Below are 26,090 nucleotides of genomic sequence, written 5' to 3'. Positions count from 1 at the left end.
CGTGAACGTGACAACAGGAATAGACTGGACCGGACACTTTACAAAAGATGCTAAAGGTTTTTTATGACACAACAGCCCCAAGCCAAATACCGCCACGACTACCGTGCGCCGGAATACCTGATCAGCGATATCGGCCTGACCTTTGACCTGGATGCCGCAAAAACCATCGTGACTGCAGAAAGCCAGATGACTCGTCACGCTGCGTCTGCCACGCCGCTGCGCCTCAATGGTGAAGATTTAACCCTGATTTCACTGCACGTGAACGACCAGCCGTGGAGTGATTATAAAGAAGAAAATAATCAGCTGGTGATTAACGGGCTGCCGGAGCGTTTCACGCTGCGCATCGTGAATGAAATCAGCCCGGCGGCAAACACCGCGCTGGAAGGCCTGTATCAGTCGGGTGAAGCGCTTTGTACGCAGTGTGAAGCGGAAGGGTTCCGCCACATCACCTGGTATCTGGACCGCCCGGACGTGCTGGCGCGTTTTACCACTAAAATCATCGCCGATAAAACCAAATATCCCTACCTGCTCTCCAATGGTAACCGCGTTGCGCAGGGCGACCTGGAAAACGGCCGTCACTGGGTACAGTGGCAGGATCCGTTCCCGAAACCGTGCTACCTGTTTGCATTAGTGGCCGGTGATTTCGACGTACTGCGTGACAAATACATCACCCGTTCGGGTCGTGAAGTCGCGCTGGAACTGTTCGTCGATCGCGGCAATCTGGATCGCGCCCCGTGGGCGATGACCTCGCTGCAGAATTCCATGAAGTGGGACGAAGACCGTTTCGGTCTCGAATACGATCTCGACATCTATATGATTGTCGCCGTCGACTTCTTCAACATGGGTGCGATGGAAAACAAAGGTCTGAACGTTTTTAACTCCAAATACGTTCTGGCGCGCACCGATACCGCTACCGATAAAGATTATCTCGATATCGAACGCGTGATCGGCCATGAATATTTCCATAACTGGACCGGTAACCGCGTGACCTGCCGCGACTGGTTCCAGCTGAGCCTGAAAGAAGGCTTAACGGTGTTCCGCGATCAGGAGTTCAGCTCAGATCTCGGTTCGCGTGCGGTAAACCGCATCAGTAACGTCCGCACCATGCGCGGGATGCAGTTCGCTGAAGACGCCAGCCCAATGGCGCACCCGATCCGCCCGGATATGGTTATCGAGATGAACAACTTCTACACCCTGACCGTGTACGAAAAGGGTTCAGAAGTGATCCGTATGCTGCACACGCTGCTCGGCGAAGCGAATTTCCAGAAAGGGATGCAGCTTTACTTTGAGCGTCACGATGGCAGCGCCGCCACCTGTGACGATTTCGTGCAGGCGATGGAAGATGCGTCCAACGTTGATCTCTCGCATTTCCGCCGCTGGTACAGCCAGTCCGGTACGCCGGTTGTGACCGTGCATGACGACTACAACCCGGAAACCGAGCAGTACACGCTGACCATCAAACAGCACACCCCACCGACTTCTGAACAGCAGGAAAAGCAGCCGCTGCATATTCCGTTCGACATCGAACTTTATGACAACGAAGGCAACGTGATCCCACTGCAGAAGGGCGGTCATCCGGTGCATAACGTGCTGAACGTGACTCAGGCCGAGCAGACGTTCATCTTTGATAACGTCTACTTCCAGCCGGTGCCGTCGCTGCTGCGCGAATTCTCCGCGCCAGTGAAACTGGAATATAAATGGAGCGATCAGCAGCTGACATTCCTGATGCGTCACGCGCGAAACGATTTCTCTCGTTGGGATGCGGCGCAGAGCCTGCTCGCGACTTACATCAAGCTGAATGTGAACCGTCATCAGCAGGGTCAGCCGCTGTCGCTGCCGCTGCATGTGGCTGATGCGTTCCGGGCGATATTGCTGGATGAGAAGATTGATCCGGCCCTGGCCGCAGAAATCCTCACCCTGCCGTCGGTGAATGAAATCGCGGAACTGTTCGAGATTATCGATCCCGTCGCCATTGCCACGGTGCGCGAAGCACTGACCCGTACGCTTGCGAAAGAGCTGGCGGATGAATTCCTCGCCGTCTACAACGTCAACAAACTCGACGCTTATCGCGTGGAGCATGCTGACATCGGTAAGCGTTCGCTGCGTAACACCTGTCTGCGCTACCTGGCGTTTGGCGATGCAGAGCTGGCCGATACGCTGGTGACGCATCAGTATCATCACGCTGACAACATGACCGATGCCCTGGCGGCGTTGGCGGCGGCCGTTGCCGCACAGTTGCCGTGCCGTGACGCGCTGATGCAGGAGTACGACGACAAATGGCATCACGACGGCCTGGTAATGGACAAATGGTTCATTCTCCAGTCCACCAGCCCGGCAGAGAACGTGCTGGAAACCGTGCGTAGCCTGCTAAAACACCGTTCGTTTACCCTGAGCAACCCGAACCGTATCCGTTCGCTGATTGGTGCTTTTGCGATGAGCAACCCGGCAGCGTTCCATGCGGAAGACGGCAGCGGCTACCAGTTCCTGGCCGAAATGCTGACCGAGTTGAACAGCCGTAACCCGCAGGTGGCGTCGCGTCTGATTGAGCCGTTGATTCGTCTGAAACGTTACGATGCAGCACGTCAGGAAAAAATGCGTGCCGCGTTGGAACAGCTGAAAGGGCTGGAGAATTTGTCGGGCGATCTGTTCGAGAAAATCACCAAAGCGTTAGCGTAAAAAAATGCCCGGTGGCGCTAGCGCTTACCGGGCCTACATTGTTTTGTTCTCACGGGGTGGGCATCAGGCATTCGCCGATGCCCACCTTTTAATTTGTTGCTCCGATCCCCCACGTTTCAACACCCGGTTCAACACTTCCGCTTCCAGTTCCGCCAAACGCACGGACCCTTTCCGGCGCGGGCGCGGGAGATCAATCGTCAAATCCAGCCCAATCTTCCCGTCTTCAATCAACAGCACCCGGTCGGCCATCGCCACCGCTTCGCTGACATCGTGCGTCACCAGCAACACGGTGAACCCCTGGGACAGCCACAACGACTCGATCAAATCCTGCATTTCAAGACGCGTCAGCGCATCCAGCGCCCCGAGTGGCTCATCCAGCAGCAATAAGCCTGGGCGATGAATCAGCGCTCGCGCCAGGGCCACTCGCTGCTTTTGACCGCCAGAAAGCGCCGCAGGCCATTCTCCGGCACGGTTTTCCAGGCCAACGGCCGCGAGTGCTTCCAGCGCCGCATCACGCCATTTTCCTTTCAGGCCCAAACCGACGTTATCGATAACCGTTTTCCAGGGCAGCAGCCGCGCATCCTGAAACATCATGCGCGTTTCTTGCTGACTTGCAGCCAGCGGACCGTTGCCCGCCAGCAGCTCGCCCGCATTGGGTTTTTCTAGCCCGGCGAGTAAGCGCAGGAGCGTACTTTTCCCGCCGCCGCTGCGCCCAACTACCGCCACAAACTGCCCGGCTGGAATGTGAAGATCGAGTTCATTGAGCACCGTATTGCTGCCGTAGCGTTTACCAATATTGTTCAGCAACAGCGGGATGCCTGGATTCAGACGAGCCGTATTCATACGGAAGCCTCCTTCAATTGGTAAGCCGGATTCCAGCGCAGCCAGACGCGCTCCAGCAATTGCGCGCTAACATCCGCCAGTTTACCCAGCAGGGCATAAAGAATAATGGCAACCACCACGACGTCGGTTTGCAGAAATTCGCGGGCGTTCATCGCCAGATAGCCAATCCCGGCGTTGGCAGAAATCGTCTCCGCAACAATCAGCGTCAGCCACATCAGGCCCAACGCAAAGCGTACACCGACCATAATCGAGGGCAGGGCGCCGGGCAGGATCACATGCCAAAACAGCGCCGGGCCGGATAAACCATAGCTGCGCGCCATCTCCACCAGTCCCTGGTCAATATTGCGGATCCCATGCCAGGTATTGATATAAATCGGGAACAGCGTGCCGAGGGCAACGAGGAAAATCTTGGCGCTTTCATCAATGCCAAACCACAGAATCACCAGCGGGATCAGCGCCAGATGCGGCACATTGCGCAGCATTTGAATCGAGGTATCGAGCAGACGTTCTCCCCAACGCGACAGCCCGCTGATAAGCCCGAGAATCAGGCCAATTGAGCCGCCAATAGAGAAACCTACCAGGGCCCGCCACGAGCTGATCGCCAGGTGCTGCCACAGTTCGCCACTGGCTGAAAGTGACCAGAACGCTTCGACGACGCCTTCAGGCGACGGCAGAATGCGGCTCGAAAGCCAGCCTGTCACCGAGGCAATTTGCCACAGGATGACGATGCCCACCGGCAGCAGCCAGGGGGCAACGCGGAGCAACCACTTATTTGCAGGCGTTGCCATAAAGACTCCTTAACTCTGCGCGACTTTGCGCGGTAAAAACTCATTGGCGACGGCTTCGCCCTGCACCTGCAATGCAGGCGGCTGAGGGATTTCCGGGATGGCGACGTCCAGGTGCGGGAACAGTAGTTCACCCACTTTGTAAGCCTCTTCCAGATGCGGATATCCGGAAAGCACAAAGCTGTCGATACCCAGGGCCGCATATTCATTAATGCGCGCGGCCACGGTTGGGCCATCGCCCACCAGCGCCGTACCCGCGCCGCCGCGAACCAAACCAACGCCTGCCCACAGGTTAGGGCTGATTTCGAGTTTGTCTCGCTGCCCCCCGTGCAGGGCCGCCATCCGCTGCTGGCCAACGGAATCGGTGCGGGCGAATGCCGCCTGCGCTTTGGCGATGGTGTCGTCATCGAGGCGGGAAATCAGTCGGTTGGCAGCCTCCCAGGCTTCGGCATTGGTTTCGCGCACAATCACGTGCAGACGAATACCAAACCTGACTTTACGCCCGTGTTTAGCGGCCTTCGCGCGGACCTGGGCTATCTTTTCTTTTACCTGCGCAGGCGGTTCGCCCCAGGTCAGATAGAGGTCAACTTGTTCGGCTGCCAGATCCTGTGCCACGTCCGACGAGCCGCCAAAATAGAGCGGAGGACGCGGCTGCTGAACCGGTGGAAACATCAGTTTAGCGCCACGCACTTTTTGATATTTACCGTCAAAATCGACGGTTTCGCCTTCCAGCAGGCGCCGCCAGATATGCGTAAATTCCGCGGAGGCTTCATAGCGTTCAGTGTGATCGAGGAAGACACCGTCGGCGGCTAATTCCTGCGGATCGCTGCCGGTCACCAGGTTAAACAGTGCGCGGCCGTTGGATAATCTGTCCAGCGTCGCGGCCTGGCGGGCGGCGACGGTAGGGGAAATCACGCTTGGGCGAAGAGCAACCAGGAATTTGAGCCGTTGCGTTACCGGGATCATCGACGCCGCAACCAGCCAGGCATCTTCGCAGGAGCGACCGGTTGGGATCAGCACGCCGGTGAAGCCGAGGCGGTCTGCGGTCTGGGCAATCTGCTGGAGATAACCGTGATCGACCGGACGGGCGTTATCGTCACTGCCAAGATAGTGACCGTCGCCATGCGTCGGTAAAAACCAGAACATATTCAGGCTCATGATTTAGCTCCTTGTTGGGCTGCTGAAGGCTGAGAAGTGGGCTGCCAAATGCGGCTATTGATGTCGACTTTTTTCGGCACCAGGTGATTTTCATAAAACAGATCGGCGGTGTCCTGCTGGCGACGGGCTGTTTCTTCGCTGACAGGACCGATGGCGGTCGGTGGGCGATGGCTGAGGTAGCTGGTAATCACCGCTTCCGGCAGGCCCATCGTTTTCGCCAGCAGCTCAGTGCTTTGCTGACGCTGGCTAATCGTCAGGGCATCGGCCTGACTAAAGGTGTCAAGGACGCCTTCTATAAAGGCACCGTTTTTCTCAGCGTAAGGGCGCGAGGCTAAATAGAAGGAGCCGGTTTGCTTCAGCTCGCTGCCGTCGGCCAGGACTCGCACGCCGCCATGCAATAACGCGGCGGAATAGTACGGGTCCCAGATGGTCCAGGCGTCAACGTCACCCTGCTGGAATGCCGCACGGGCGTCGGCGGGCGTCAGCCAGATGGGTTGAATATCGGTAAATTTCAGGCCAGCATGCTGTAATGCGCGCAGTAAGAGGTTGTGTGAACTGGAGCCTTTCTGTAACGCCACTTTATGGCCTTTCAAATCAGCCACGGTTTTGATTGGGCTGTTTTCCGGCACCAGAATCACTTCCGCTTTCGGTTTCGGCGGTTCGACGCCGACGTAAACTAAATCGGCCCCTGCGGCCTGCGCGAATATAGGCGGGATATCGCCGGTACTGCCCAAATCAATGCTGCCAACGTTCAATGCTTCGAGCATTTGCGGGCCTGCGGGAAATTCTACCCACGAGAATTTGGTGGTCGGGTAGCGTTTTTCCAGAAGCTGGTGGCTTTTCGCTAGCACCATACTAATGCTGCCTTTCTGGTAACCGATGCGCAGCGCGTCAGGCGCAGGTTCTGCCGCGTGGCTCCAGGCCGAAAGGGTCAGCAACCCGGTCAGCGCCAGGCTGCGAATGCGGGGACGAAACAGATTAAACATGGGCGACTCCTTGCGGAAGATGGAAGGCCGGAACGCGGATGTCGCGGCGGTGCAGCGCCTGCCAGAAGGTTTCCAGCGCGCTATCAAGGCGTTTTTGTAGGTTTGGGCTGAACTGCGGTTTGTGCTGATAATCCTGAACCTGGCTGTCATCGGCGAAAACACCGTGCAGGATTTCCTGTGCTTTCAGGGCGTTGAGTACAGGTTTCAGGGCGTAATCCACCGCCAGCATGTGCGCCACGGTGCCGCCGGTGGCCAGCGGCAGCACTACTTTGCCTTCCAGCGCGCGTTCCGGTAACAGGTCGAGCAGGGTTTTTAATGCGCCCGAAAAAGAGGCTTTATAGACCGGCGTGGCGACAATCAGGCCGTCTGCCTGCGCCAGTTGTTCGATAAGCGCCAGCAGAGCAGGGCTGTCAAAACGCGCATAGAGCAAATCTTCCGGTTCGAAATTCTGCAAATGCCAGTGACAGACCTTGACGTCCACCCGGGAGAGGGTCTCTCTGGCATATTCCAGCAGCGCGCTGGAACGTGAAGGAAAACGCGGGCTGCCCGCTAACGTAATGACACGCATAACCTCTCCTTATAACTAAATGTTTGCTTTTATCTAACATTGATAACATTTATCTGGAGTGTGTCAGAGGCAGGGGCGTTCGCTAAATGATTTTTCTGGCACTGGATTGCCAAAAACTGCAATTAAGTAAACGTTTGCGCTTATTGCGGCATTTTTTGCGACAGGTCAATTCCCTTTCGCCGGCGGATCGAACATAATACGCCCCCGGTTTGCTACCGGGAATCCAGGAGAGTTCATGTACTACCCCTTCGTTCGTAAAGCCCTTTTCCAGCTCGATCCTGAGCGCGCTCATGAAGTCACGTTTCAACAATTACGCCGTGTAACTGGCACGCCATTCGAAGCGCTTGTGCGCCAGAAAGTGCCGTCAAAACCGGTCACCTGCATGGGGCTGACGTTTAAAAACCCGCTGGGTTTAGCCGCCGGACTTGATAAGAACGGGGAGTGCATTGATGCATTCGGCGCGATGGGCTTCGGCTCGATTGAAGTCGGTACCGTCACACCGCGCCCGCAACCAGGGAACGACAAACCGAGGATCTTCCGTCTGGTCGATGCCGAAGGTCTCATCAACCGCATGGGCTTTAATAACCTGGGCGTTGATAACCTGGTTGAGAACGTTAAAAAATCCCATTTCGACGGGATCCTCGGTATTAATATCGGCAAAAATAAAGACACGCCAGTCGAGCAGGGCAAAGATGACTATCTGATTTGTATGGAAAAAGTCTACGCCTACGCCGGTTATATTGCGGTCAATATTTCGTCACCGAATACCCCGGGTCTGCGTACGCTGCAATATGGTGAAGCGCTGGACGATTTGCTGTCAGCGATTAAAAATAAACAAACTGAACTGCAATCTGTTCACCACAAATATGTTCCAGTAGCGGTTAAGATCGCCCCGGATCTTTCGCCTGAAGAATTGATCCAGGTGGCCGACAGTTTAGTTCGCCATAATATCGATGGTGTTATTGCGACCAATACCACACTCGATCGTTCCCTCGTTCAGGGAATGAAATACTGTGATGAAACTGGCGGTTTAAGCGGTCGTCCATTACAGCTAAAAAGTACGGAAATTATCCGAATGCTGTCTACCGAATTAAAAGGGCAGTTACCTATTATCGGCGTAGGCGGTATCGATTCGGTGATGGCCGCGCGCGAGAAGATGGCGGCGGGTGCATCGCTTGTTCAGATCTATTCCGGGTTTATTTTTAAAGGCCCACCTCTGATTAAAGAAATCGTTACCCACCTCTGATCTTCATTGTGCAATTTACAACCAGGGCTTTATTTCCTGCCCTGGTTGTTTTATATTCCACAAATGTTGCTAATTTAAACGTTATAGTCTTTTCTTAATTCAGGCAAATTAACGAAACGGGATTATTCTTTGAAGCAAAGGATGCTTATGAGGGCGGGGAACAGAAATGCGAATTAAACCTGACGATAACTGGCGTTGGTATTTTGATGAAGAGCACGATCGTATGATGCTCGATTTAGCCAATGGCATGTTGTTTCGTTCACGTTTCGCCCGTCGGATGCTGACGCCGGATGCCTTTGATCCTACAGGCTTTTGTGTTGATGATGCCGCGCTCTATTTCTCGTTCGAAGACAAATGCCGTGAACTGGAATTAACCAAAGAACATCGCGCAGAGCTTATTCTTAATGCGCTGGTCGCCATCCGTTTCCTGAAACCGCAGATGCCAAAAAGCTGGCACTTTGTAGCGCACGGTGAGAACTGGCAGCCAGTGACCGGCGATGCCGCTGCGGTCTGGCTGAGTGATAGCGGTGAGCGGGTGAATCTGCTGGTGGTTGAACCGGGTGATAACGCCGCGCTTTGCCTGCTGGCACAGCCGGGGCTGATGTTAGCCGGTCGTACCATGCAGCTAGGTGATGCGATTAAAGTGATGAATGACCGCCTGCAGCCACAGCCACTGTCGGCTGCGCTGAGCTACGGTCAGGCGGTTTAACGCGAAAGGCGCAGCGCGGTTTTTGGAACGCAGCTGCAGCAAAGAATGGTGCCATCTTCTGAGACTGCACTTTTCTTCATCGGGCTGACTTCCCCTTCTACCAGCGTGATGCGGCAACTCCCGCATATTCCGGCCCGGCAAGAGTAGGGCACGCGGATCCCCTGGTGTTCCAGCTGTTCCAGTAAAACCTGCTGATTGTTCCCTTTGAAGACGTCACCCTGCCAGTCAATATCGACCACGGCATCCTGCGCAACATTCACCTCCAGCCTTTCTTCCGTTTCACCCGCCCCGTAAACTTTGCCTGGCCCGGTTGAGAGGATTTCCACTTCATCGCCTACGCGAACCACGCCGCTGTTGCGAGCAATCAAGTTTTGACCGAAATCGACATCGCCGTTGTCATGCGCCGTGCGGAAGGTTTGCAGCGTGGCTAACGGTTCACCGGAAGGATGCTTCTGGCCTTTGGACGGGCTAACAGTGGTGAAAATACAGCGGCTGCAAGGCTTCACGACATCAAAGACCACGTCGCCGATGCGCACCACTTTCCAGGTATCTTCTTCCCACGGCTGCGTGCCGGTGACGACCAGGTTAGGGCGAAACTGCTCCATCTGCACGCTGGCGGAGCAGCGGTTTTGCAGGTCGCGCAGTGAGGCTTCGCTGGCAAGCAGATACGGAAAACCGTCGGCAAAAGAGAGCGGTACCGCGTCAAAACGTTTTACGCGACGTGAAGGCGCTTGTCCGACCCAACGCAGCTGGACGTCACGTTTGAAAAAGCCCGACAGCCATAGGTTGATCTCTGCGGGGGCAATCCGCGCCGTAAAATGATTACCCCAGACTTCGGTTGGCGAAGCTTCTGCGGTGAAATCGGCGAAACGCACAATCGCCGAGCTGCCATCCGGCGCGGTGAGATGTAATCCGTCATGGGTAGGCACTGGGGTGAAGCGCACCATCTGCGGATACTGGCGAGCAGTAATGAATGTACCGTCCGGCTCGGTAACCATAAAAATACGGTCAAATGCCATGCCGCTGATGTCGGCCAGCGCATGCGTGACACCGATTCCCCGCATTGATTTTACAGGGTGAATATAGAGCCGTGATAGCGTCGCCATTTCGTTATCCCTCACGTTTGAAAAAAGTCGCCCTATATGAAGCCCAGATTCGCTATAATGCGCAACAATTTTCTGTGAGTAATAAGTGACGATATGAATTCTCTGTTTGCCAGTACGGCCCGTGGGCTGGAAGAGCTGTTAAAAACTGAACTGGAAAACCTGGGCGCAAGCGCCTGTGCGGTGGTTCAGGGTGGTGTCCATTTTGAAGGTGACACGCGACTGCTGTACCAGAGCCTGATGTGGAGCCGTCTGGCGTCACGTATCATGATGCCGCTCGGTGAGTGCAACGTTTACAGCGATCTAGACTTGTACCTCGGCGTTCAGGCCATCAACTGGACAGAGATGTTCAATCAGGACTCGACCTTTGCCGTGCACTTCAGCGGTGTGAATGACGAAATTCGCAACAGCCAGTACGGCGCGCTGAAAGTCAAAGACGCCATCGTCGATGCTTTTACCCGCAAAAATCTGCCGCGTCCGAACGTTGATAAAGAAAATCCTGACGTGCGAGTTAACGTCTGGCTGAATAAAGAAGTCGCGCATATCTCCCTCGACCTGAGCGGTGAAGGCCTGCATCTGCGTGGCTATCGTGACGCGACCGGTATGGCGCCTATCAAAGAAACCCTGGCCGCGGCTATCGTGATGCGTTCTGGCTGGCAGCCGGGTACGCCGATGCTCGACCCAATGTGTGGTTCCGGTACGCTGCTGATCGAAGCCGCAATGCTGGCGACAGACCGCGCACCGGGCCTACACCGTGGGTACTGGGGCTTTAACGGCTGGTCACAACACGATGAAGTCATCTGGCAGGAAGTGAAAGCCGAAGCCCAGACCCGAGCCCGCGCCGGTCTCGAGGCTTATGAATCTCGTTTCTATGGCTCTGACATTGACGGTCGCGTGATTGACCGCGCGCGCAGCAACGCCCGTCGGGCGGGTGTGGCCGACATCATTAACTTTGAAGTGAAAGACGTGGCGAAGCTGAGCAATCCGCTGCCGAAAGGGCCATACGGTACCGTTATCAGCAACCCGCCATACGGCGAACGTCTGGACAGCGAACCAGCGCTGATTGCGCTGCATAACTTGCTGGGGCGCACCATGAAATCCCAGTTCGGCGGCTGGAACTTGTCACTGTTTAGTGCGTCACCTGAACTGCTGAGCTGTCTGCAGCTGCGTGCTGAGCGCCAGTTCAAAGCCAAAAACGGTCCGCTGGACTGCGTACAGAAAAACTATCACCTGGCCGAAACCGACGGAACCACGACGGTTATGCTGGCTGATGATTACGCCAACCGTCTGCGTAAGAACGTCAAAAAGCTCGACAAATGGGCGCGTCAGGAAGGCATTGAATGCTACCGCGTTTACGATGCTGACCTGCCGGAATACAACGTGGCGGTCGACCGTTACGGCGACTGGGTTGTCGTGCAGGAATATGCGCCGCCGAAAACTGTGGATCCAACCAAAGCGCGTCAGCGTTTGTTCGACGTTATTGCCGCCACCATCTCGGTGCTGGGCATTGCGCCAAATAAACTGGTACTGAAAACCCGTGAGCGTCAGAAGGGTAAAAATCAGTATGAGAAGATGAGCGAGAAGGGCGAATTCATGCAGGTGAGCGAGTACAATGCACGCCTGTGGGTTAACCTGACCGATTATCTCGACACCGGTCTGTTCCTCGACCACCGTATCGCCCGTCGCATGCTGGGCCAGATGAGCAAAGGTAAAGACTTCCTTAACCTGTTCGCTTATACCGGTACCGCCAGCGTACACGCCGGTCTGGGCGGCGCGCGCAGCACCACCACGGTGGATATGTCGCGCACCTATCTGGAATGGGCGGAACGTAACCTGCGCCTCAACGGCCTGACTGGACGTCCGCACCGCCTGCTGCAGGCTGATGTGCTGGGCTGGCTGCGTGACGCTGATGAACAGTTCGACCTGATCTTCATCGATCCGCCGACCTTCTCAAACTCTAAGCGCATGGAAGACACGTTCGACGTCCAGCGCGATCATCTGAAGCTGATGGCTGATCTGAAACGACTGCTGCGTAAAGGCGGTACGATCATGTTCTCCAACAACAAACGCGGCTTCAAACTCGACACCGACGGCATGGCAGAACTGGGCCTGAAAGCAGAAGAAATTACTCAAAAAACGCTTTCAGCCGACTTCGCCCGTAACCGTCAGATCCATAACTGCTGGCTGATTACCGCAGCCTGAAGGAAAGAATAAATGTCTTTAATTAGTATGCATGGCGCCTGGCTGTCGTTCAGCGATGCGCCTCTCCTTGATAATACCGAACTGCATATCGAGGATAACGAACGCGTCTGTCTGGTTGGGCGTAATGGCGCCGGTAAATCGACGCTGATGAAAATCCTCAACCGCGAACAGGGCCTGGATGACGGTCGTATCATCTATGAACAGGATCTGGTGGTGGCACGTCTGCAACAGGACCCGCCGCGCAATGTGGAAGGCAGCGTTTACGATTTCATCGCCGAAGGTATCTCAGAGCAGGCGGAATATCTCAAGCGCTATCATGAGATCTCCCATCTGGTGATGACCGACCCGAGCGACAGAAATCTTAACGAGATGGCGAAGCTCCAGGAGTTGCTGGATCACCACGGTCTGTGGCAGATCGAAAGCCGCATCAACGAAGTGCTGGAACAGTTGGGTCTCGAAGCCGATATGGCGCTGGGCTCGCTGTCTGGCGGCTGGCTGCGTAAAGCGGCACTGGGCCGCGCGCTGGTCAGTGGTCCGCGTGTATTGCTGCTCGACGAACCGACGAACCACCTGGACATCGAAACGATCGACTGGCTGGAAGGGTTCCTGAAAACGTTCAAAGGCACCATTATCTTCATCTCGCACGACCGTTCCTTTATCCGCAACATGGCAACCCGCATTGTCGATCTCGATCGCGGCAAGCTGGTGACCTATCCGGGTAACTACGATCAGTATCTGCTGGAAAAAGAAGAGATGCTGCGCGTGGAAGAGCTGCAAAACGCCGAGTTCGACCGCAAGCTGGCGCAGGAAGAAGTGTGGATCCGTCAGGGCATCAAAGCGCGTCGTACGCGTAACGAAGGCCGTGTCCGCGCTCTGAAAGACATGCGTCGTGAGCGCAGTGAGCGTCGCGAAGTGCTGGGCAGCGCCCGCATGCAGGTCGAAGAAGCAAGCCGCTCAGGCAAAATTGTGTTTGAACTGGAAAACGTTGATTACCAGGTCGATGGCAAAGTGCTGGTGAAAGACTTCTCCGTTCAGGTTCAGCGCGGCGATAAAATTGCACTGATCGGCCCGAACGGCTGCGGTAAAACCACGCTGCTTAAGCTGATGCTGGGGCAGTTGCAGGCTGACAGCGGTCGCGTTCACTGTGGTACCAAGCTGGAAGTGGCCTATTTCGATCAGCACCGCGCCGAGCTCGATCCGGACAGAACGGTGATGGACAACCTGGCCGAAGGTAAGCAGGAAGTGATGGTCAACGGTAAGCCGCGCCATGTGCTCGGTTATCTGCAGGACTTCCTGTTCCACCCGAAACGCGCCATGACGCCAGTGCGTGCGCTGTCGGGCGGGGAGCGTAACCGCCTGCTGTTGGCGCGTCTGTTCCTCAAGCCAAGCAACCTGCTGATCCTCGATGAACCGACCAACGACCTTGACGTTGAAACGCTGGAGCTGCTCGAAGAACTGATCGACGGTTATCAGGGTACGGTTATGCTAGTGAGCCACGATCGTCAGTTCGTCGATAACACCGTCACCGACTGCTGGATCTTCGAAGGCAACGGTAAAATCGGTGCGTACGTGGGCGGTTACCACGATGCACGCGGGCAGCAGGCGCAGTCTCAATCGCGTAAGCAGCCTGTTGAGATTAAAAATGCTAAAGAACAAGCGAAAGCAGGAACTGTCAAACGAGCGCCTGGCAAACTAAGCTATAACCTGCAGCGCGAATTAGAGCAGCTTCCTCAACGCCTTGAAGAACTTGAGGCAAACCTCGAAGGTTTGCAGGCACAGGTCGCGAGTCCTGACTTCTTTAATCAGTCGCATGACCATACCCAGCAGGTGCTGGCGGATATGGAATTGGCCGAGAAGGCGCTGGAAGAGGCATTTGAACGCTGGGAATATCTCGAAGCGTTAAAAAACGGTGGTTAATGTGAGGAACGTTCATGTGCGATGATCACCATGCTGCAGGGCATATCCTGTGCCCACAATGCGATTTGCTGGTGGCGTTACCGCATCTCGAACACCGTCACAAAGCGTTGTGTCCTCGTTGTCACACAACGCTTACCACTGAATGGGACGAGCCGCGACAGCGGCCCACCGCCTATGCGCTGGTGGCGTTGTTCATGCTGTTGCTGGCTAACTTATTTCCCTTCATCAATATGAGCGTCGGTGGGATCAGCAGTGAAGTCGAGCTGCTGGAAATCCCACATGTGCTGTTCTCTGAAGACTACGCCAGCCTGGGCACCTTCTTCCTGTTATTTGTGCAACTGGTTCCGGCGTTTTGCCTGGTCACCATTCTGGTGCTGGTCAACCGGGTGCCGTTGCCGCAAAAAATTCAGGTGTTCCTGGCCCGTATTCTGTTCCACTTAAAAAGCTGGGGCATGGCCGAGATTTTTCTCGCCGGGGTGCTGGTCAGTTTCGTGAAGCTAATGGCTTACGGCGATATCGGCGTGGGGACCAGCTTTGTTCCGTGGTGTATGTTCTGTCTGCTTCAGCTGCGCACATTCCAGTGTGTTGACCGTCGCTGGCTGTGGGACGACATCAAGCCAATGCCTAAACTCGAACAACCGCTGAAAGTGGGCGTGCCGGGGATCCGTCAGGGCCTGCGCTCCTGCTCGTGCTGTACCGCCATTCTTCCAGCCGATCAGGCGGTGTGCACGCGCTGCGAAACCAAAGGTTTTGTCCGTCGCAGGCACAGTTTGCAATGGACGCTAGCGCTGCTGATGACCTCGATTATCCTCTATCTGCCTGCCAACATTATGCCGATCATGATTACGGATTTGCTCGGCGAGAAACTGCCCTCGACCATTATTGCCGGGGTGGTGTTGCTGTGGAGTGAAGGATCGTACCCGGTCGCGATGGTGATTTTTATCGCCAGTATTATGGTTCCGACGCTGAAAATGATCGCCATTGCCTGGCTGTGCTGGAACGCCAATGGCAATGGAAGCCGCGACAGCGAGCGGATGCACCTTGTGTATGAGGTGGTTGAATTTGTTGGCCGTTGGTCAATGATTGATGTTTTTGTGATAGCAGTGCTATCCGCGCTGGTGCGCATGGGAGGCTTAATGAATATCTATCCGGCGATAGGAGCAGTAATGTTCGCGTTGGTGGTTGTCATGACCATGTTCTCCGCCATGACCTTCGATCCTCGTTTGTTGTGGGATCGTGAGCCAGAATCAAGCCATGAGGAAAAGTAATAACATGGAAAACAAGAGTGGAGAGGCGAAAGTGCAGAAGGTGAAGAACTGGTCGCCAGTATGGATCTTTCCCATCGTTACCGCGCTCATCGGCGCATGGATCCTCTTTTATCATTACAGCCATCAGGGGCCAGAAGTTACCCTGATGACCACCAACGCTGAAGGGATTGAAGGCGGAAAAACCCGCATCAAGAGCCGCAGTGTGGATGTCGGCGTGGTGGAAAGCACAACCCTGACGGACGATCTGACGCACGTTGAAATCAAGGCGCGTCTGAACACCGGAATGGAAAAGCTGCTCCATGGCGATTCGGCCTTCTGGGTGGTGAAACCCCAGGTTGGACGCGAGGGCATCAGCGGGCTCGGTACGTTGTTATCGGGTGCGTACATTGAGCTTCAGCCAGGAACTAAAGGCGCTGAGCCTGAGAAATTCCAGCTGCTCGATTCCCCTCCGCTTGCGCCACCGGATGCAAAAGGTATTCGCGTGCTGCTGGAAAGTAACAAAGCAGGCCAACTCTCTCCGGGCGATCCGGTGCTGTTCCGTGGTTATCGCGTAGGATCGGTTGAAACCAGTAGTTTCAATGCTGATAAGCGCAGCATCACATACCAACTGTTTATTAGCGCACCGAATGACCGTCTGGTCACCACCAACGCCCGTTTCTGGAAAGACAGCGGTATTGCGGTGGATCTGACCTCCGCCGGGATGCGCGTAGAAATGGGGTCATTATCGACGTTGTTCGGTGGCGGCGTGAGCTTTGACGTGCCGGATGGACAGTCGCTGGGCGAGCCGGTGGCGAACAAAACGGAATATCATCTGTTCGACGATCAGCGCTCCATTCAGGATGCAATGTATACCCAGCATGTCGACTACGTGATGTTCTTTAAAGATTCTGTTCGTGGCCTCCAGCCTGGCGCCCCGGTGGAATTCCGTGGCATCCGTCTGGGTACCGTGGGCAAAGTGCCGTTCTTCATTCCTGGCCTGCATCAGCGCCTGAGTGATGATTACCGCATTCCTGTCCAGATTCGTATTGAGCCTGAACGTCTGGTTAACCAACTGGGCGGCGATCCGGATATTCGTAGTCATCTGGATACCCTGATTAACCGTGGCCTTCGTGGCTCGCTTAAATCCGGTAATCTGGTGACCGGGGCGCTTTACATCGATCTCGATTTCTATCCGAAGGCTGAACCGCGCGGCAAGTTCCGTGAGTTTGGTGGCTTTGAAATTATCCCGACCGTGAGCGGTGGCCTGGCGCAAATCCAGCAACGCCTGATGGATGCGCTGGATAAAATCAATAATCTGCCAATCAATCCTTTGATTGAACAGGCCACAAGCTCGCTGGCGGAAAGCCAGAAAACCATGAAGCACGTGCAGGCGACGCTGGATAATCTCAACAAGATTACCGGTAGCCAGTCGATGCAGGATCTGCCAGCCGACATGCAGAAAACGTTGCGTGAGCTGAACCGCAGTATGCAGGGCTTCCAGCCGGGTTCTGCGGCGTACAACAAAATGGTCGGCGATATGCAGCGCCTGGATCAGGTGCTTCGTGAACTGCAGCCTGTGCTGAAAACACTCAACAATAAGAGCAATGCGTTGGTGTTCGAAGCGAAGGATAAAAAGGATCCGCAGCCGAAGAGGGCAAAAGAATGAAAAAATGGCTACCCGTAGCATTAGCTTGTCTGCTGTCGGCGTGCAGCAGCAGCAGTGACAACAAAACGTACTATCAACTGCCACTTCCTCAGGCTGGCGTGCAAAGCACGGCCAGCCTGGGCAGACACCTGCTGTGGGTTGAGCAGGTGAGCATCCCTGATTACCTCGCCGGAAACGGCGTGGTGTATCAGACCAGTGATGTTCAGTATGTGATTGCGAACAATAACCTGTGGGCGAGCCCGCTGGATCAGCAGTTACGTACGACGCTGGTGGCGAACCTCAGCAACCAGCTTCCGGGTTGGGTCGTTGCGTCACAACCGCTGGGCAGCGACCAGGACACCCTCAACGTCAATGTGAGCGGTTTCCACGGTCGGTATGACGGGAAGGTCATTGTGAGCGGAGAGTGGCTCCTGAACCATCAGGGGCAGCTTATTAAGCGTCCGTTCCACATCGAGGTCAAACAGCAGCAAGACGGCTATGACGAAATGGTGAAAACGCTGGCACAGGCCTGGAGTCAGGAAGCGAGCGCCATTGCGCAGTCGATGAATCGCTTGCCATAAGTAAAATTCATCACCGTTAAAACCGCAGCAGACCTGTTTCTGCTGCGGTTTTTTTTGTTTTTGGGGTCAGGTGGTTAGTTGTCCGGCTTCACATTTTTTGTACAAACGAACTTCTGACTAGCTCACAAATATGACACTGGCGTGAATTTTGCGCATTGACGCTGTGGCCGATTCAGGTTATCCCTAATGTGTGGTTGCACATTTGGTGACCACTGTTTTCTTTTCCACCAGACTCAAAAAATGAGGGAAACGAGGCATGAAGAGACAAAAACGTGATCGCCTGGAACGGGCACATCAACGTGGGTACCAGGCTGGCATCGCTGGCAAATCAAAAGAAATCTGTCCTTATCAGACCTTAAACCAAAGGTCACACTGGCTGGGAGGCTGGCGAGAAGCCATGGAGGACAGGGCAGTAATCGCCTGATGCTGTCTCTTTAAAACAAAGAAGCCTCTGCATGCAGAGGCTTCGCCGTTTCTACGCACCCGGAAGTGCGTTTAACGCCTTAGAACGCGGAAGTGTCCTGGAACAGGCCCACTTTCAGGTCAGTCGCTTCATAGATCAGATGACCGTCAACCAGGACTTCACCATCAGCGATGCCGAGGATTAAACGACGGTTAATCACGCGTTTGAAGTGGATGCGATAGGTCACTTTTTTCGCGGTAGGCAGGATCTGGCCAGTGAATTTCACTTCGCCCACGCCCAGTGCACGGCCTTTGCCTTCGCCGCCGAGCCAGCCCAGGTAGAAGCCGACCAGCTGCCACATGGCATCCAGGCCCAGGCAGCCTGGCATTACCGGGTCGCCGATGAAGTGGCAACCGAAGAACCACAGGTCAGGATTAATATCCAGCTCTGCTTCCACGTAGCCTTTATCGAAGTTACCGCCTGTCTCGCTCATTTTGATGACACGATCCATCATCAGCATGTTAGCTGACGGAAGCTGTGGGCCTTTTTCGCCAAACAGTTCGCCGCGTCCGGAGGCAAGAAGATCTTCTTTTGAATAGGATTCGCGTTTATCTACCATGTTTTCAGTAAGCCTTATTTTGAGTTCGCGTCGCAGGATAGCTAACACGTGTACGCTGAACAAGTCCGATCAGTTTGAATGAAACCAGTTTAACCAGCGCATTGCCCACGGGCGATGACGCGTATCCTGATGATTTGCCTGAGCAATACGTTCCTGAATAGTTTGCAGAAGCGTGGTCTGGCCTTCGCCATCCCAAATCAACTGCGTCAACAGTGGGAGCGCATCCGTCACATCATCAATTGCCCAGAGTGAAAATTCACCGGCTTCAACAGCCTTCTGTACATCCTGTGCGAGGCTGAGATGACGCACGTTTGCAGCAGGAATGATAATCCCCTGTTTACCGGTCAGGCCACGCTGCTGACAGATAGCAAAGAAGCCTTCAATTTTTTCATTGAGGCCGCCTACCGGCTGCGCACGACCAAACTGGTCAACGGAACCGGTGATAGCCAGGCTCTGGTTGACCGGCACGTTCGACAGGGCGCTTATCAGGGCACACAGTTCAGCCATTGATGCACTATCACCGTCCACTTCGCTGTATGACTGCTCGAAGGTGAGAGACGCTGAGAACGGGATCTGTTGGTCCAGGCCCAATTCAGCCATCAAAAACGCCTGCATAATCATCATGCCTTTGGCATGGATGTTACCGCCGAGCTCTGCTTTGCGTTCGATATCCGTGAACTCGCCATCGCCAATGTGAACGACGCAGCTGATACGCGAAGGTTCACCGAAGGCACGTGGATGGCCAGGGAATTCGACCACAGACAGGGCGTTAATCTGGCCTATCTGTTCACCTTCCGTTTCGATAAGGATTTGCTCAAGCAGAATTTCATCCTGCATACGCTCTGCCAGATAACCTTCACGCCACTGGCGTTGAACCAGCATCGTGGTCAGCTGTTCTGCGCTAAAACGTTCACCTTCACAGAAGGCAGCGGCTTCACGCAGCTGGCGGCCAATCCACAGCGGGGACAGCGGTAGCGCTTGCTGGTCACCGGTGTAACGCGCACCTTCCTGAATGAGAAGCGGCCAGGCGTCGGTATCGGGACCCGGTAAATTCAGACCGCGAGCAATATGCCACACCCACTGACACCAGAGCTTCTGCGAGTCTTCATCAACGATCTGCAGGTTGTCTTCATATTCACTGTAGATGGCTTTTTCGCAGAGTTCCGGCTCCATTTCCTGGAAATCAGCCAGCGATTCACGCTCACCGACCAGCATCACTTTCAGCGACAGCGGCATGGAAGGAATGCTGACGGGCAGGGGACGGGCATCGTCAAAGGTCAGCCAGTCAAAACGCTGATGGGAGACGATATTTTTCAGACGCATCCACAGCAGTGGCTGAGAGAGCAGGCTGCGCAAGGAAAGGATTAATACGCCGCCGTTAGCCTGATGCACGAGGCCCGGTTGGAGGCTGATTTCACCATTGAACTGACGAACACAGCCAAACAGCTGCTCGGCTTCAACCCAGTCGGCCTGAATCACGGGCCCCTGGCTGGCGAAATTGTCTTCGAGCGCAGTCGCCGCAGTCAGGGTCACCTGATTGCCGTTGACCGTGTAACGGACGCCACAGAGCGGCTGCACATCGTCGCGACGTTCGCGGGTGGCATCGGTCAGTAACTGTAGATACTCAGGTTCTTCCGGGGCTTTCACCAACAGGAAGTCAGATATGGCCTGAGGATAGAGGAATTGATCCAGCGCGTAGTGCAGACGAGCCTGCAGTTCGCCGGGTAAGGAATCGGTTTCGGTTGCCAAATCAGGCTGGGCAAACAGCGTCTGATAAGCCTCAAGATCGGGGGCTAAATCGCGCCGTGAAAGTTTTGTAATCGTCAAAGTCGCTGTTTTTTAGTCAGATGTAAAGCGGGTGATTATACCTCAAGGCGACACTCAGCACACGGGGATTAGCGGGCAACTTTCTAAGGGGGAATAGCCTCACTCGCTCAGGGCGATTTCTTCTCAGCACATCAGCAAAAACCTGTTATCCTGAAATGAGTTACACGGTCACATTGAGATCGCAATGAAATATCAACAACTGGAAAACCTTGAAAGCGGCTGGAAATGGAAGTACCTGGTAAAAAAGCACCGGGAAGGTGAGCTGGTCACCCGCTACATTGAGGCCAGCGCTGCACAAGACGCGGTAGATACCTTGTTGACGCTCGAAAACGAACCTGTACAGGTCAACGACTGGATTGAACAGCACATGAACCCGGCGCTGTTTAATCGTATGAAGCAAACTATTCGAGCGCGACGTAAACGTCACTTCAACGCCGAGCATCAGCATACGCGCAAGAAGTCTATCGACCTGGAGTTTATCGTCTGGCAGCGCTTGGCCGGTCTGGCACATCGGCGCGGTAAGACCTTGTCGGAAACGATAGTGCAGCTCATTGAAGATGCGGAAAACAAAGAGAAGTACGCGAGCAAGATGACAACGCTCAAACAAGATTTGCAGGCGTTGTTAGGGAAAGAGAAGTAACCCAGCTGAATTCAGAATAAAAAAAACCCCGCTATGCGGGGTTTTTTATTAGACGATAACTTAAGCCTGTGGCTGAGTTACAACGTCTTTGATACCTTTAACTTCGATCTCTACGCGACGATCTGGAGCCAGGCAATCGATCAGTGCAGCGCGAGCTTTCACGTTGTCACAGGTGTTGCCGGTAACTGGGTTAGATTCGCCCATACCACGTGGGGAGATCTTGTTAGCCGGGATACCTTTAGATACGAGGTAATCGACAACAGACTGTGCACGCTGCTCAGACAGTTTCTGGTTGTAGGCATCAGAACCGATACGGTCGGTGAAGCCCAGAACCACTACTGAACCGTCTTTAGGATCCAGGTTGCTCAGCTGGGAGTACAGCTGATCCAGTGCCTGCTGACCTTCTGGTTTCAGAGTCGCTTTGTTGAAGTTGAACAGAACGTCAGACTTCAGAGTGAAGTGCTTGGTCTGTACTTCTGGAGCTGGAGCTGGAGCCGGAGCTACAACTGGAGCAACATCGTTCTGGCCGAAGCGGTAAGAAACACCCACGCTCAGCATGCCGTTATCAGGACGAACACCTACGGTGCCTGCGTCGCCGATGTTGTTAACCCACTGGTATTCCAGACGGGTAGCGATGTCACGGGTCATTGCCCACTCAACACCACCAGCGAATACTGGGGAAACGCCAGTGTCGTGGTTGTCGCCAGCAACGTTGTTGCTGGAGTCAGCGCGCCAAACCATGCCGCCCAGACGGGTGTAAACGTCCAGATCGTCGGTTACCGGGTAACCCAGTTTAGCAGTCAGCTGAACGCCCTGAGCTTTGAATGCGCCGTTAGTTACGTCGCCTTTGTAAGGCATACGGCCCAACCAGTCATAACCCATTTCGAAACCGACATACGGGTTTACCTGGTAACCACCGAACGCGCCTGCACCGAGCTGGCTATCGTGGGTTGGACCGTTGTTGTTCAGGGAGCTGTTATACCAGCCAGTATCATGGAACTGAGACCAGCCCAATTTACCACCAGCATACCAGGTGTTATCTTTCGGTGCTGCTTGCGCTACAGTAGCGAAGCCTGCCAGTGCCACTGCAATCGCGATAGCTGTCTTTTTCATTTTTTGCGCCTCGTTATCATCCAAAAATCGCCATGAATATCCATTTAGAAGTTCACGGTTAAATCCTTCACCGGGGGCGGAGCCTAATTCAGTAACTACGCCGTAATCTGTGGCTTAAGCCGATCACCCCTGGCGATGTAAAGTCTACAACGTACTTGAAAACTTACAAGTGTGAACTCTGTCAGGCATATGAAAAAAAAAGAGTTGTATACACAATATTTAACATTTATGTTGAATTTTTGTGCCGAACAAAATGCTGAGAACCGCACCACACAAGCTTTTTCCTAAATTAACCCGCAAAAAATAGCGGGTTATAGAAAGGGCAAAAAAAATGCTAGGAATAATCCTAATTTCACTCAATGATACAAATTAGAGTGAATTTTTAAGCCAGAAAACTGTCTGGTGGGCAGAGAAGTGGTTCTGACAGGACGCATAATAAAGCCCATTGCGTTACCTTCTTCGGCCGCAATCGTGAGTCGATGATGTTCATCTTCACTCAACTCTTCGGTAACCCAGCCAATAACAACACTATAGTTCCCGGTACGAAGTGCGCGAATCATCGATTCAAGCGTCATTTCTGGCAATATTTGGCTAACGTGCATGACTTTAGACAGCGGAAGGCCCGATGCCTGAACCCACTGACGACTCAGTTTCTGCTGCGGCGTGAGCCACAGCTGCCAGCGTTCTTGCTGGCCGAGCTGTTGTAAGAGGGGTAACAGCAGCAGTTGAGTCATCATCGGCTGATCCTCACGATAAAGCACTTCGCTGATAAGCCCAGTGGAACTGTGCTGTGGATGGTCGACTGCAGTTGCAGATGCCATTGATGTGCGATTTGCATAACCTGAAGTGTACATAGTGAATCCCGCCCTGTGGGTTACTGTATGAATATACAGTATACCTGGTCAGACTAAAGATCAACCTCATTTTCTGAAAGCTCCTCGCAAATATTGCACAGAAAAGGACCTCTGGATAAGAACCTCTTGCCCCCGTAATTGAACTTCCTTATGTTCTTCATTAACGGATCCGCTATCAGAACCCTTTCATCTAACTGCATGATTACAGGACAGAATCATGGGAAAATTATCATTTAAACGGATATATCAGTGTGAAGAATGTTTATCTTCTTTGGGGAAAATTCATCACCGTGCATTGTTTGGGGGATATAGCCTTTCCGTCGATGACACCGTCTTCGCCATGGTGGCTCATGGAGAGCTTTATCTGCGGGTATGTGAACAAAGTGCGACCTATAACGCGTCAACGCCACCGCGGTTGTTAACGCTGGTTAAACGGGGTCGCCCGATCGCACTGAATTACTATTGGGTCGACGAAAACCTTTGGCAGGATCACTCTCTGCTATTGAACATGTCAGCGATGTCACTCCGTGGCGCGCAAAACGAGAAGCAGCGTCAACGCGATCCTCAGCGGATGCGCAATGTACCCAATATCAGTTTTCAACTGGAGCTATTGCTGACGGAGGCAGGCATTCACGATCTGGAGACATTACAAAAGTTGGGGGCAGCGGCGGCCTGGTATCGACTGCGTGCTATGCGTAAGGATTTAAGTGTCAATGTGCTGTTTGCACTGGAAGGCGCAATAACAGGAATGCATGCGGCCATCATTCCCTTGCACCGCCGTCAGCATCTCCTTGAGTGGGCAGAGACGCTGACGGAGAGAAAGAACGCTATGCCCGAAGAGGAGTAACCTGCTGCTGCAGGCGACAAAATTCTGGCAACAGGCTTACCATCAATCCAATCTGCTGGAGGACTAGCGGGGCTTTACTCTCTGAACCGGGTTCAAGGTGATGGATCCGTTCCATTAAGCCCGCCAGTGCCTCCTGCACGCGTTTTTCATCCGACGGTGAATGATGAAACGCATCGTCAACATAGCAAACCGCATCATCCAGCAACGCCAGGATCTCTGGGTTGGTTAACCGTTCCCGATGTGCGCCCAGCGCGGAAATATAGCTGGTAAAGGTATGATTCAGGCACAGCAGTCGGAAGGCCGTTTCCCGCATTTCCGCGGTCACGCGCGGCTCGGTAGACATATTCGAGACCACGGACGCCAGTTCCGCATCGCGATTGTGTGCATCGCGACGGGCAATACGATAGGGCAGACGGTTATCACGCCCCTGATGGTATTGCTCCAGAATCGCATCCAGATAGCGGCAGTTCGCATCAACAGCCCTCGCCATGACCGTCGGCAGATTACGGAACTTCCAGTCTGGCCAGATAAAGGTCACCGCAGCCCACGCGATGGCGCAGCCGATAAGCGTATCAATGATGCGTGGCAAGGCGACTTCAAATCCTTCTCCCAGCAGATTGAAACACAGCAGTACCAGCAGAGTGATGAACATTGTTGCATGGGCGTACTGAATATTTCGGAAAGCGAAAAACAGCACCCCGGTCAGTACAATCAGCAGCAACTGCCCTTCAATTGACGGCACCAACAGCAGCACCGGCAGGCCAATAGCCACGCCTATCAGCGTGCCGATGACACGAAGCGCCAGCCGGTGACGCGTCGCATTATAGTTGGGTTGGCAGACGAACAGGCTGGTGAGCAGGATCCAGTAGCCATGGTTCATCCCGGTGAACTGGATAAACGCATAGCCCGCACAGAGCACCAGCGACATCCTGACCGCATGGCGGAACAGGGCTGACTCGGCGGAAAAGTTACGACTCAGTCGCAGCCAGACATCACTGAACCCATTCAATCTGTCGTCGGCCAGCTGTGTTTCGGTATCGCTCTGCGGCATGGCTAACTGCTGCTCAGATTCAATCGTCGCCAGCTGGGCATCAATGGCGTGCAGGTTATTGAGCAAAAAACCTAGCGCTTTCATCTGCTCTTTATCGGCGCCGCTGGCGCTGACTCTCTCGAGCGCCGCATTCAGATGGGTGAAGGCCCGTTCAAAGCGCGCGTCATGCTGGTAGGGCGTGCGCAGTAAAATGGAGCGAGAAAGCTGCACACACGCTTGGGATTGCATCGAAAGTAGGCGCTGGAAGCGGAACATGACATCGCTATAGCGGAAGTTATCGCGAAGGGACTGATACTGTACGTGCGAGGAGCTGGCCCGCTCGTGGATATCCTGTGCGGCAAAATAATAATGCAGCGTGCGGCGGGTGCCACGTTGTCCGCGATCGCCGCGCAAACGGGTCAGCAGCGAGGCTTTAGTCTGGTTCAGCGTGGCGACCAGCTGTCCGTTAGCCATCGCCAGTTCAACCAGCGGGGCCTGTGTTTCATTCTCGATATCCGGATCGAAAAGACGCGATTTGAGTTCCAGATAATGCGCGAGCTGTTCATAGCTGCGGGCGAGATTATCCTGCAACGGACGAATGGGGAAAATCAGATGGCCGGTCAGTGTCAGCAGGTTGTACCACACCGCGCCCGCAAGCAGCAGTAGCGGTTGTTGATACCAGTGCTCGTAAAGTGACACGCCGAGCATGGTGTAGATGGCTATCAGCAACGCGCCAAAGGCGATGGTTGCGTAGCGCTGACCCAGACCGCCCAGCAGAATGAAGCCGCTGGTCGACAACGTCAGGCCGAGTGCAAACGCCCACGGCCATGGGAAAAGCAGCTCAACGGATGCCGAGGCAATGAAAAAACACACCAACGTAATCAAGAGATTGCGTAGTCGTCCGGCGAGCCTGTCATCGAGATCGGCCAGCGCAGCAGCCACGACACCCAGCGTCAGCGGGATGGTGAGTTTCACTTCGCCAAGGCACCACGGCAGCGCGGCGGTGCCGCACAGCGCGATAAAAATTCTGGCGTTATACAGCCAGACGCTGTTCCACGTATAACGGCGCAATATTGGGCTTAGCATGCGGG

At 54.4% G+C, this 26,090-nt stretch carries 22 protein-coding genes; 11 read left to right on the top strand and 11 right to left on the bottom strand.

Annotated elements, in window-relative coordinates; translation table 11 throughout:
• Positions 1-63: 63 nt before the first annotated feature.
• Positions 64-2,676 (top strand): aminopeptidase N, encoded by a 2,613-nt coding sequence (gene pepN / locus A8O29_RS14830; protein ID WP_125355644.1) that lies wholly within the window; start codon positions 64-66, stop codon positions 2,674-2,676.
• 63 nt (positions 2,677-2,739) lie between these two features.
• On the opposite strand, the gene ssuB is transcribed toward pepN, so the two are convergent.
• From ssuB to ssuE, 5 genes are read right to left on the bottom strand one after another with little or no spacing between them, the layout of a single operon-like run.
• Positions 2,740-3,519: an aliphatic sulfonates ABC transporter ATP-binding protein gene (gene ssuB, locus A8O29_RS14825; protein ID WP_125355642.1), complete on the bottom strand. Its 780-nt coding sequence runs from the start codon at positions 3,517-3,519 to the stop codon at positions 2,740-2,742.
• A complete protein-coding gene (gene ssuC, locus A8O29_RS14820; RefSeq protein ID WP_125355640.1) occupies positions 3,516-4,307 on the bottom strand; it encodes an aliphatic sulfonate ABC transporter permease SsuC in 792 nt (263 codons plus the stop codon). Before ssuC ends, ssuB begins: the two co-directional genes overlap by 4 nt.
• Positions 4,308-4,316: 9 nt before the next feature.
• Complete coding sequence (gene ssuD, locus A8O29_RS14815; protein WP_125355638.1) at positions 4,317-5,462, bottom strand: FMNH2-dependent alkanesulfonate monooxygenase; 1,146 nt, start codon at positions 5,460-5,462, stop codon at positions 4,317-4,319.
• Positions 5,459-6,448 (bottom strand): sulfonate ABC transporter substrate-binding protein, encoded by a 990-nt coding sequence (locus A8O29_RS14810; protein ID WP_125355636.1) that lies wholly within the window; start codon positions 6,446-6,448, stop codon positions 5,459-5,461. Before A8O29_RS14810 ends, ssuD begins: the two co-directional genes overlap by 4 nt.
• Positions 6,441-7,016, bottom strand: a complete 576-nt coding sequence (ssuE, locus tag A8O29_RS14805) for an NADPH-dependent FMN reductase (RefSeq protein ID WP_125355634.1) — start codon at positions 7,014-7,016, stop codon at positions 6,441-6,443. Before ssuE ends, A8O29_RS14810 begins: the two co-directional genes overlap by 8 nt.
• Before the next feature lie 235 nt (positions 7,017-7,251).
• Here ssuE and pyrD point away from each other — a divergent pair, with 235 nt between their 5' ends.
• Together pyrD and zapC are read left to right on the top strand one after the other, a co-directional pair.
• Complete coding sequence (pyrD, locus tag A8O29_RS14800) at positions 7,252-8,262, top strand: quinone-dependent dihydroorotate dehydrogenase (RefSeq protein ID WP_125355632.1); 1,011 nt, start codon at positions 7,252-7,254, stop codon at positions 8,260-8,262.
• A 166-nt stretch (positions 8,263-8,428) separates the two neighbouring features.
• Positions 8,429-8,971, top strand: coding sequence for a cell division protein ZapC (zapC, locus tag A8O29_RS14795; RefSeq protein ID WP_125355630.1), 543 nt, complete (start codon positions 8,429-8,431; stop codon positions 8,969-8,971).
• Here the strand turns inward: zapC and A8O29_RS14790 are convergent.
• Positions 8,968-10,077: a YcbX family protein gene (locus A8O29_RS14790; RefSeq protein ID WP_125355628.1), complete on the bottom strand. Its 1,110-nt coding sequence runs from the start codon at positions 10,075-10,077 to the stop codon at positions 8,968-8,970. The two genes, zapC and A8O29_RS14790, sit on opposite strands and share 4 nt — an antisense overlap.
• A gap of 93 nt (positions 10,078-10,170) precedes the next feature.
• Here A8O29_RS14790 and rlmKL point away from each other — a divergent pair, with 93 nt between their 5' ends.
• The 6 genes from rlmKL to rmf all read left to right on the top strand — a co-directional run bounded on the left by rlmKL (position 10,171) and on the right by rmf (position 18,090).
• The gene (gene rlmKL, locus A8O29_RS14785; protein ID WP_125355625.1) at positions 10,171-12,276 is read left to right on the top strand and encodes a bifunctional 23S rRNA (guanine(2069)-N(7))-methyltransferase RlmK/23S rRNA (guanine(2445)-N(2))-methyltransferase RlmL; all 2,106 of its coding nucleotides are present in this window, start codon (positions 10,171-10,173) and stop codon (positions 12,274-12,276) included.
• 12 nt (positions 12,277-12,288) lie between these two features.
• The gene (locus A8O29_RS14780; protein WP_110509872.1) at positions 12,289-14,193 is read left to right on the top strand and encodes an ABC transporter ATP-binding protein; all 1,905 of its coding nucleotides are present in this window, start codon (positions 12,289-12,291) and stop codon (positions 14,191-14,193) included.
• 14 nt (positions 14,194-14,207) lie between these two features.
• Complete coding sequence (gene pqiA, locus A8O29_RS14775; protein ID WP_125355623.1) at positions 14,208-15,461, top strand: membrane integrity-associated transporter subunit PqiA; 1,254 nt, start codon at positions 14,208-14,210, stop codon at positions 15,459-15,461.
• A gap of 4 nt (positions 15,462-15,465) precedes the next feature.
• Complete coding sequence (gene pqiB / locus A8O29_RS14770; RefSeq protein WP_125355621.1) at positions 15,466-17,106, top strand: intermembrane transport protein PqiB; 1,641 nt, start codon at positions 15,466-15,468, stop codon at positions 17,104-17,106.
• Positions 17,103-17,666 (top strand): membrane integrity-associated transporter subunit PqiC, encoded by a 564-nt coding sequence (pqiC, locus tag A8O29_RS14765; RefSeq protein WP_125355619.1) that lies wholly within the window; start codon positions 17,103-17,105, stop codon positions 17,664-17,666. The genes pqiB and pqiC overlap by 4 nt, the downstream gene beginning before the upstream one ends.
• A gap of 256 nt (positions 17,667-17,922) precedes the next feature.
• Positions 17,923-18,090, top strand: a complete 168-nt coding sequence (gene rmf / locus A8O29_RS14760) for a ribosome modulation factor (RefSeq protein WP_054179110.1) — start codon at positions 17,923-17,925, stop codon at positions 18,088-18,090.
• Between the two features lie 79 nt (positions 18,091-18,169).
• Here the strand turns inward: rmf and fabA are convergent, their stop codons facing one another.
• Together fabA and A8O29_RS14750 are read right to left on the bottom strand one after the other, a co-directional pair.
• Complete coding sequence (gene fabA / locus A8O29_RS14755) at positions 18,170-18,688, bottom strand: bifunctional 3-hydroxydecanoyl-ACP dehydratase/trans-2-decenoyl-ACP isomerase (protein WP_125355617.1); 519 nt, start codon at positions 18,686-18,688, stop codon at positions 18,170-18,172.
• Positions 18,689-18,757: 69 nt separating this feature from the next.
• A complete protein-coding gene (locus tag A8O29_RS14750) occupies positions 18,758-20,515 on the bottom strand; it encodes an AAA family ATPase (RefSeq protein ID WP_125355615.1) in 1,758 nt (585 codons plus the stop codon).
• Between the two features lie 184 nt (positions 20,516-20,699).
• Here A8O29_RS14750 and matP point away from each other — a divergent pair, with 184 nt between their 5' ends.
• Positions 20,700-21,155, top strand: coding sequence for a macrodomain Ter protein MatP (matP, locus tag A8O29_RS14745; protein ID WP_125355613.1), 456 nt, complete (start codon positions 20,700-20,702; stop codon positions 21,153-21,155).
• A gap of 60 nt (positions 21,156-21,215) precedes the next feature.
• Here the strand turns inward: matP and ompA are convergent, their stop codons facing one another.
• Both ompA and sulA read right to left on the bottom strand, forming a co-directional pair.
• Positions 21,216-22,268 (bottom strand): porin OmpA, encoded by a 1,053-nt coding sequence (gene ompA, locus A8O29_RS14740; RefSeq protein ID WP_174081351.1) that lies wholly within the window; start codon positions 22,266-22,268, stop codon positions 21,216-21,218.
• Positions 22,269-22,624: 356 nt separating this feature from the next.
• Positions 22,625-23,122, bottom strand: a complete 498-nt coding sequence (sulA, locus tag A8O29_RS14735; RefSeq protein WP_125354726.1) for an SOS-induced cell division inhibitor SulA — start codon at positions 23,120-23,122, stop codon at positions 22,625-22,627.
• A gap of 217 nt (positions 23,123-23,339) precedes the next feature.
• Here sulA and A8O29_RS14730 point away from each other — a divergent pair, with 217 nt between their 5' ends.
• Entirely contained in the window at positions 23,340-23,969 is a 630-nt protein-coding gene (locus A8O29_RS14730) for a TfoX/Sxy family DNA transformation protein (protein WP_125354727.1), read from the top strand.
• Here A8O29_RS14730 and yccS read toward each other — a convergent pair.
• Positions 23,950-26,085 carry a YccS family putative transporter gene (yccS, locus tag A8O29_RS14725; RefSeq protein WP_125354728.1) on the bottom strand — a complete coding sequence of 712 codons (2,136 nt, stop codon included), beginning with the start codon at positions 26,083-26,085 and terminating at the stop codon, positions 23,950-23,952. The two genes, A8O29_RS14730 and yccS, sit on opposite strands and share 20 nt — an antisense overlap.
• Positions 26,086-26,090 lie beyond the last annotated feature (5 nt).

This window comes from Scandinavium goeteborgense (genome assembly GCF_003935895.2).
Classification (GTDB): domain Bacteria; phylum Pseudomonadota; class Gammaproteobacteria; order Enterobacterales; family Enterobacteriaceae; genus Scandinavium; species Scandinavium goeteborgense.
This window is presented reverse-complemented; position numbering and strand designations above follow the sequence as displayed.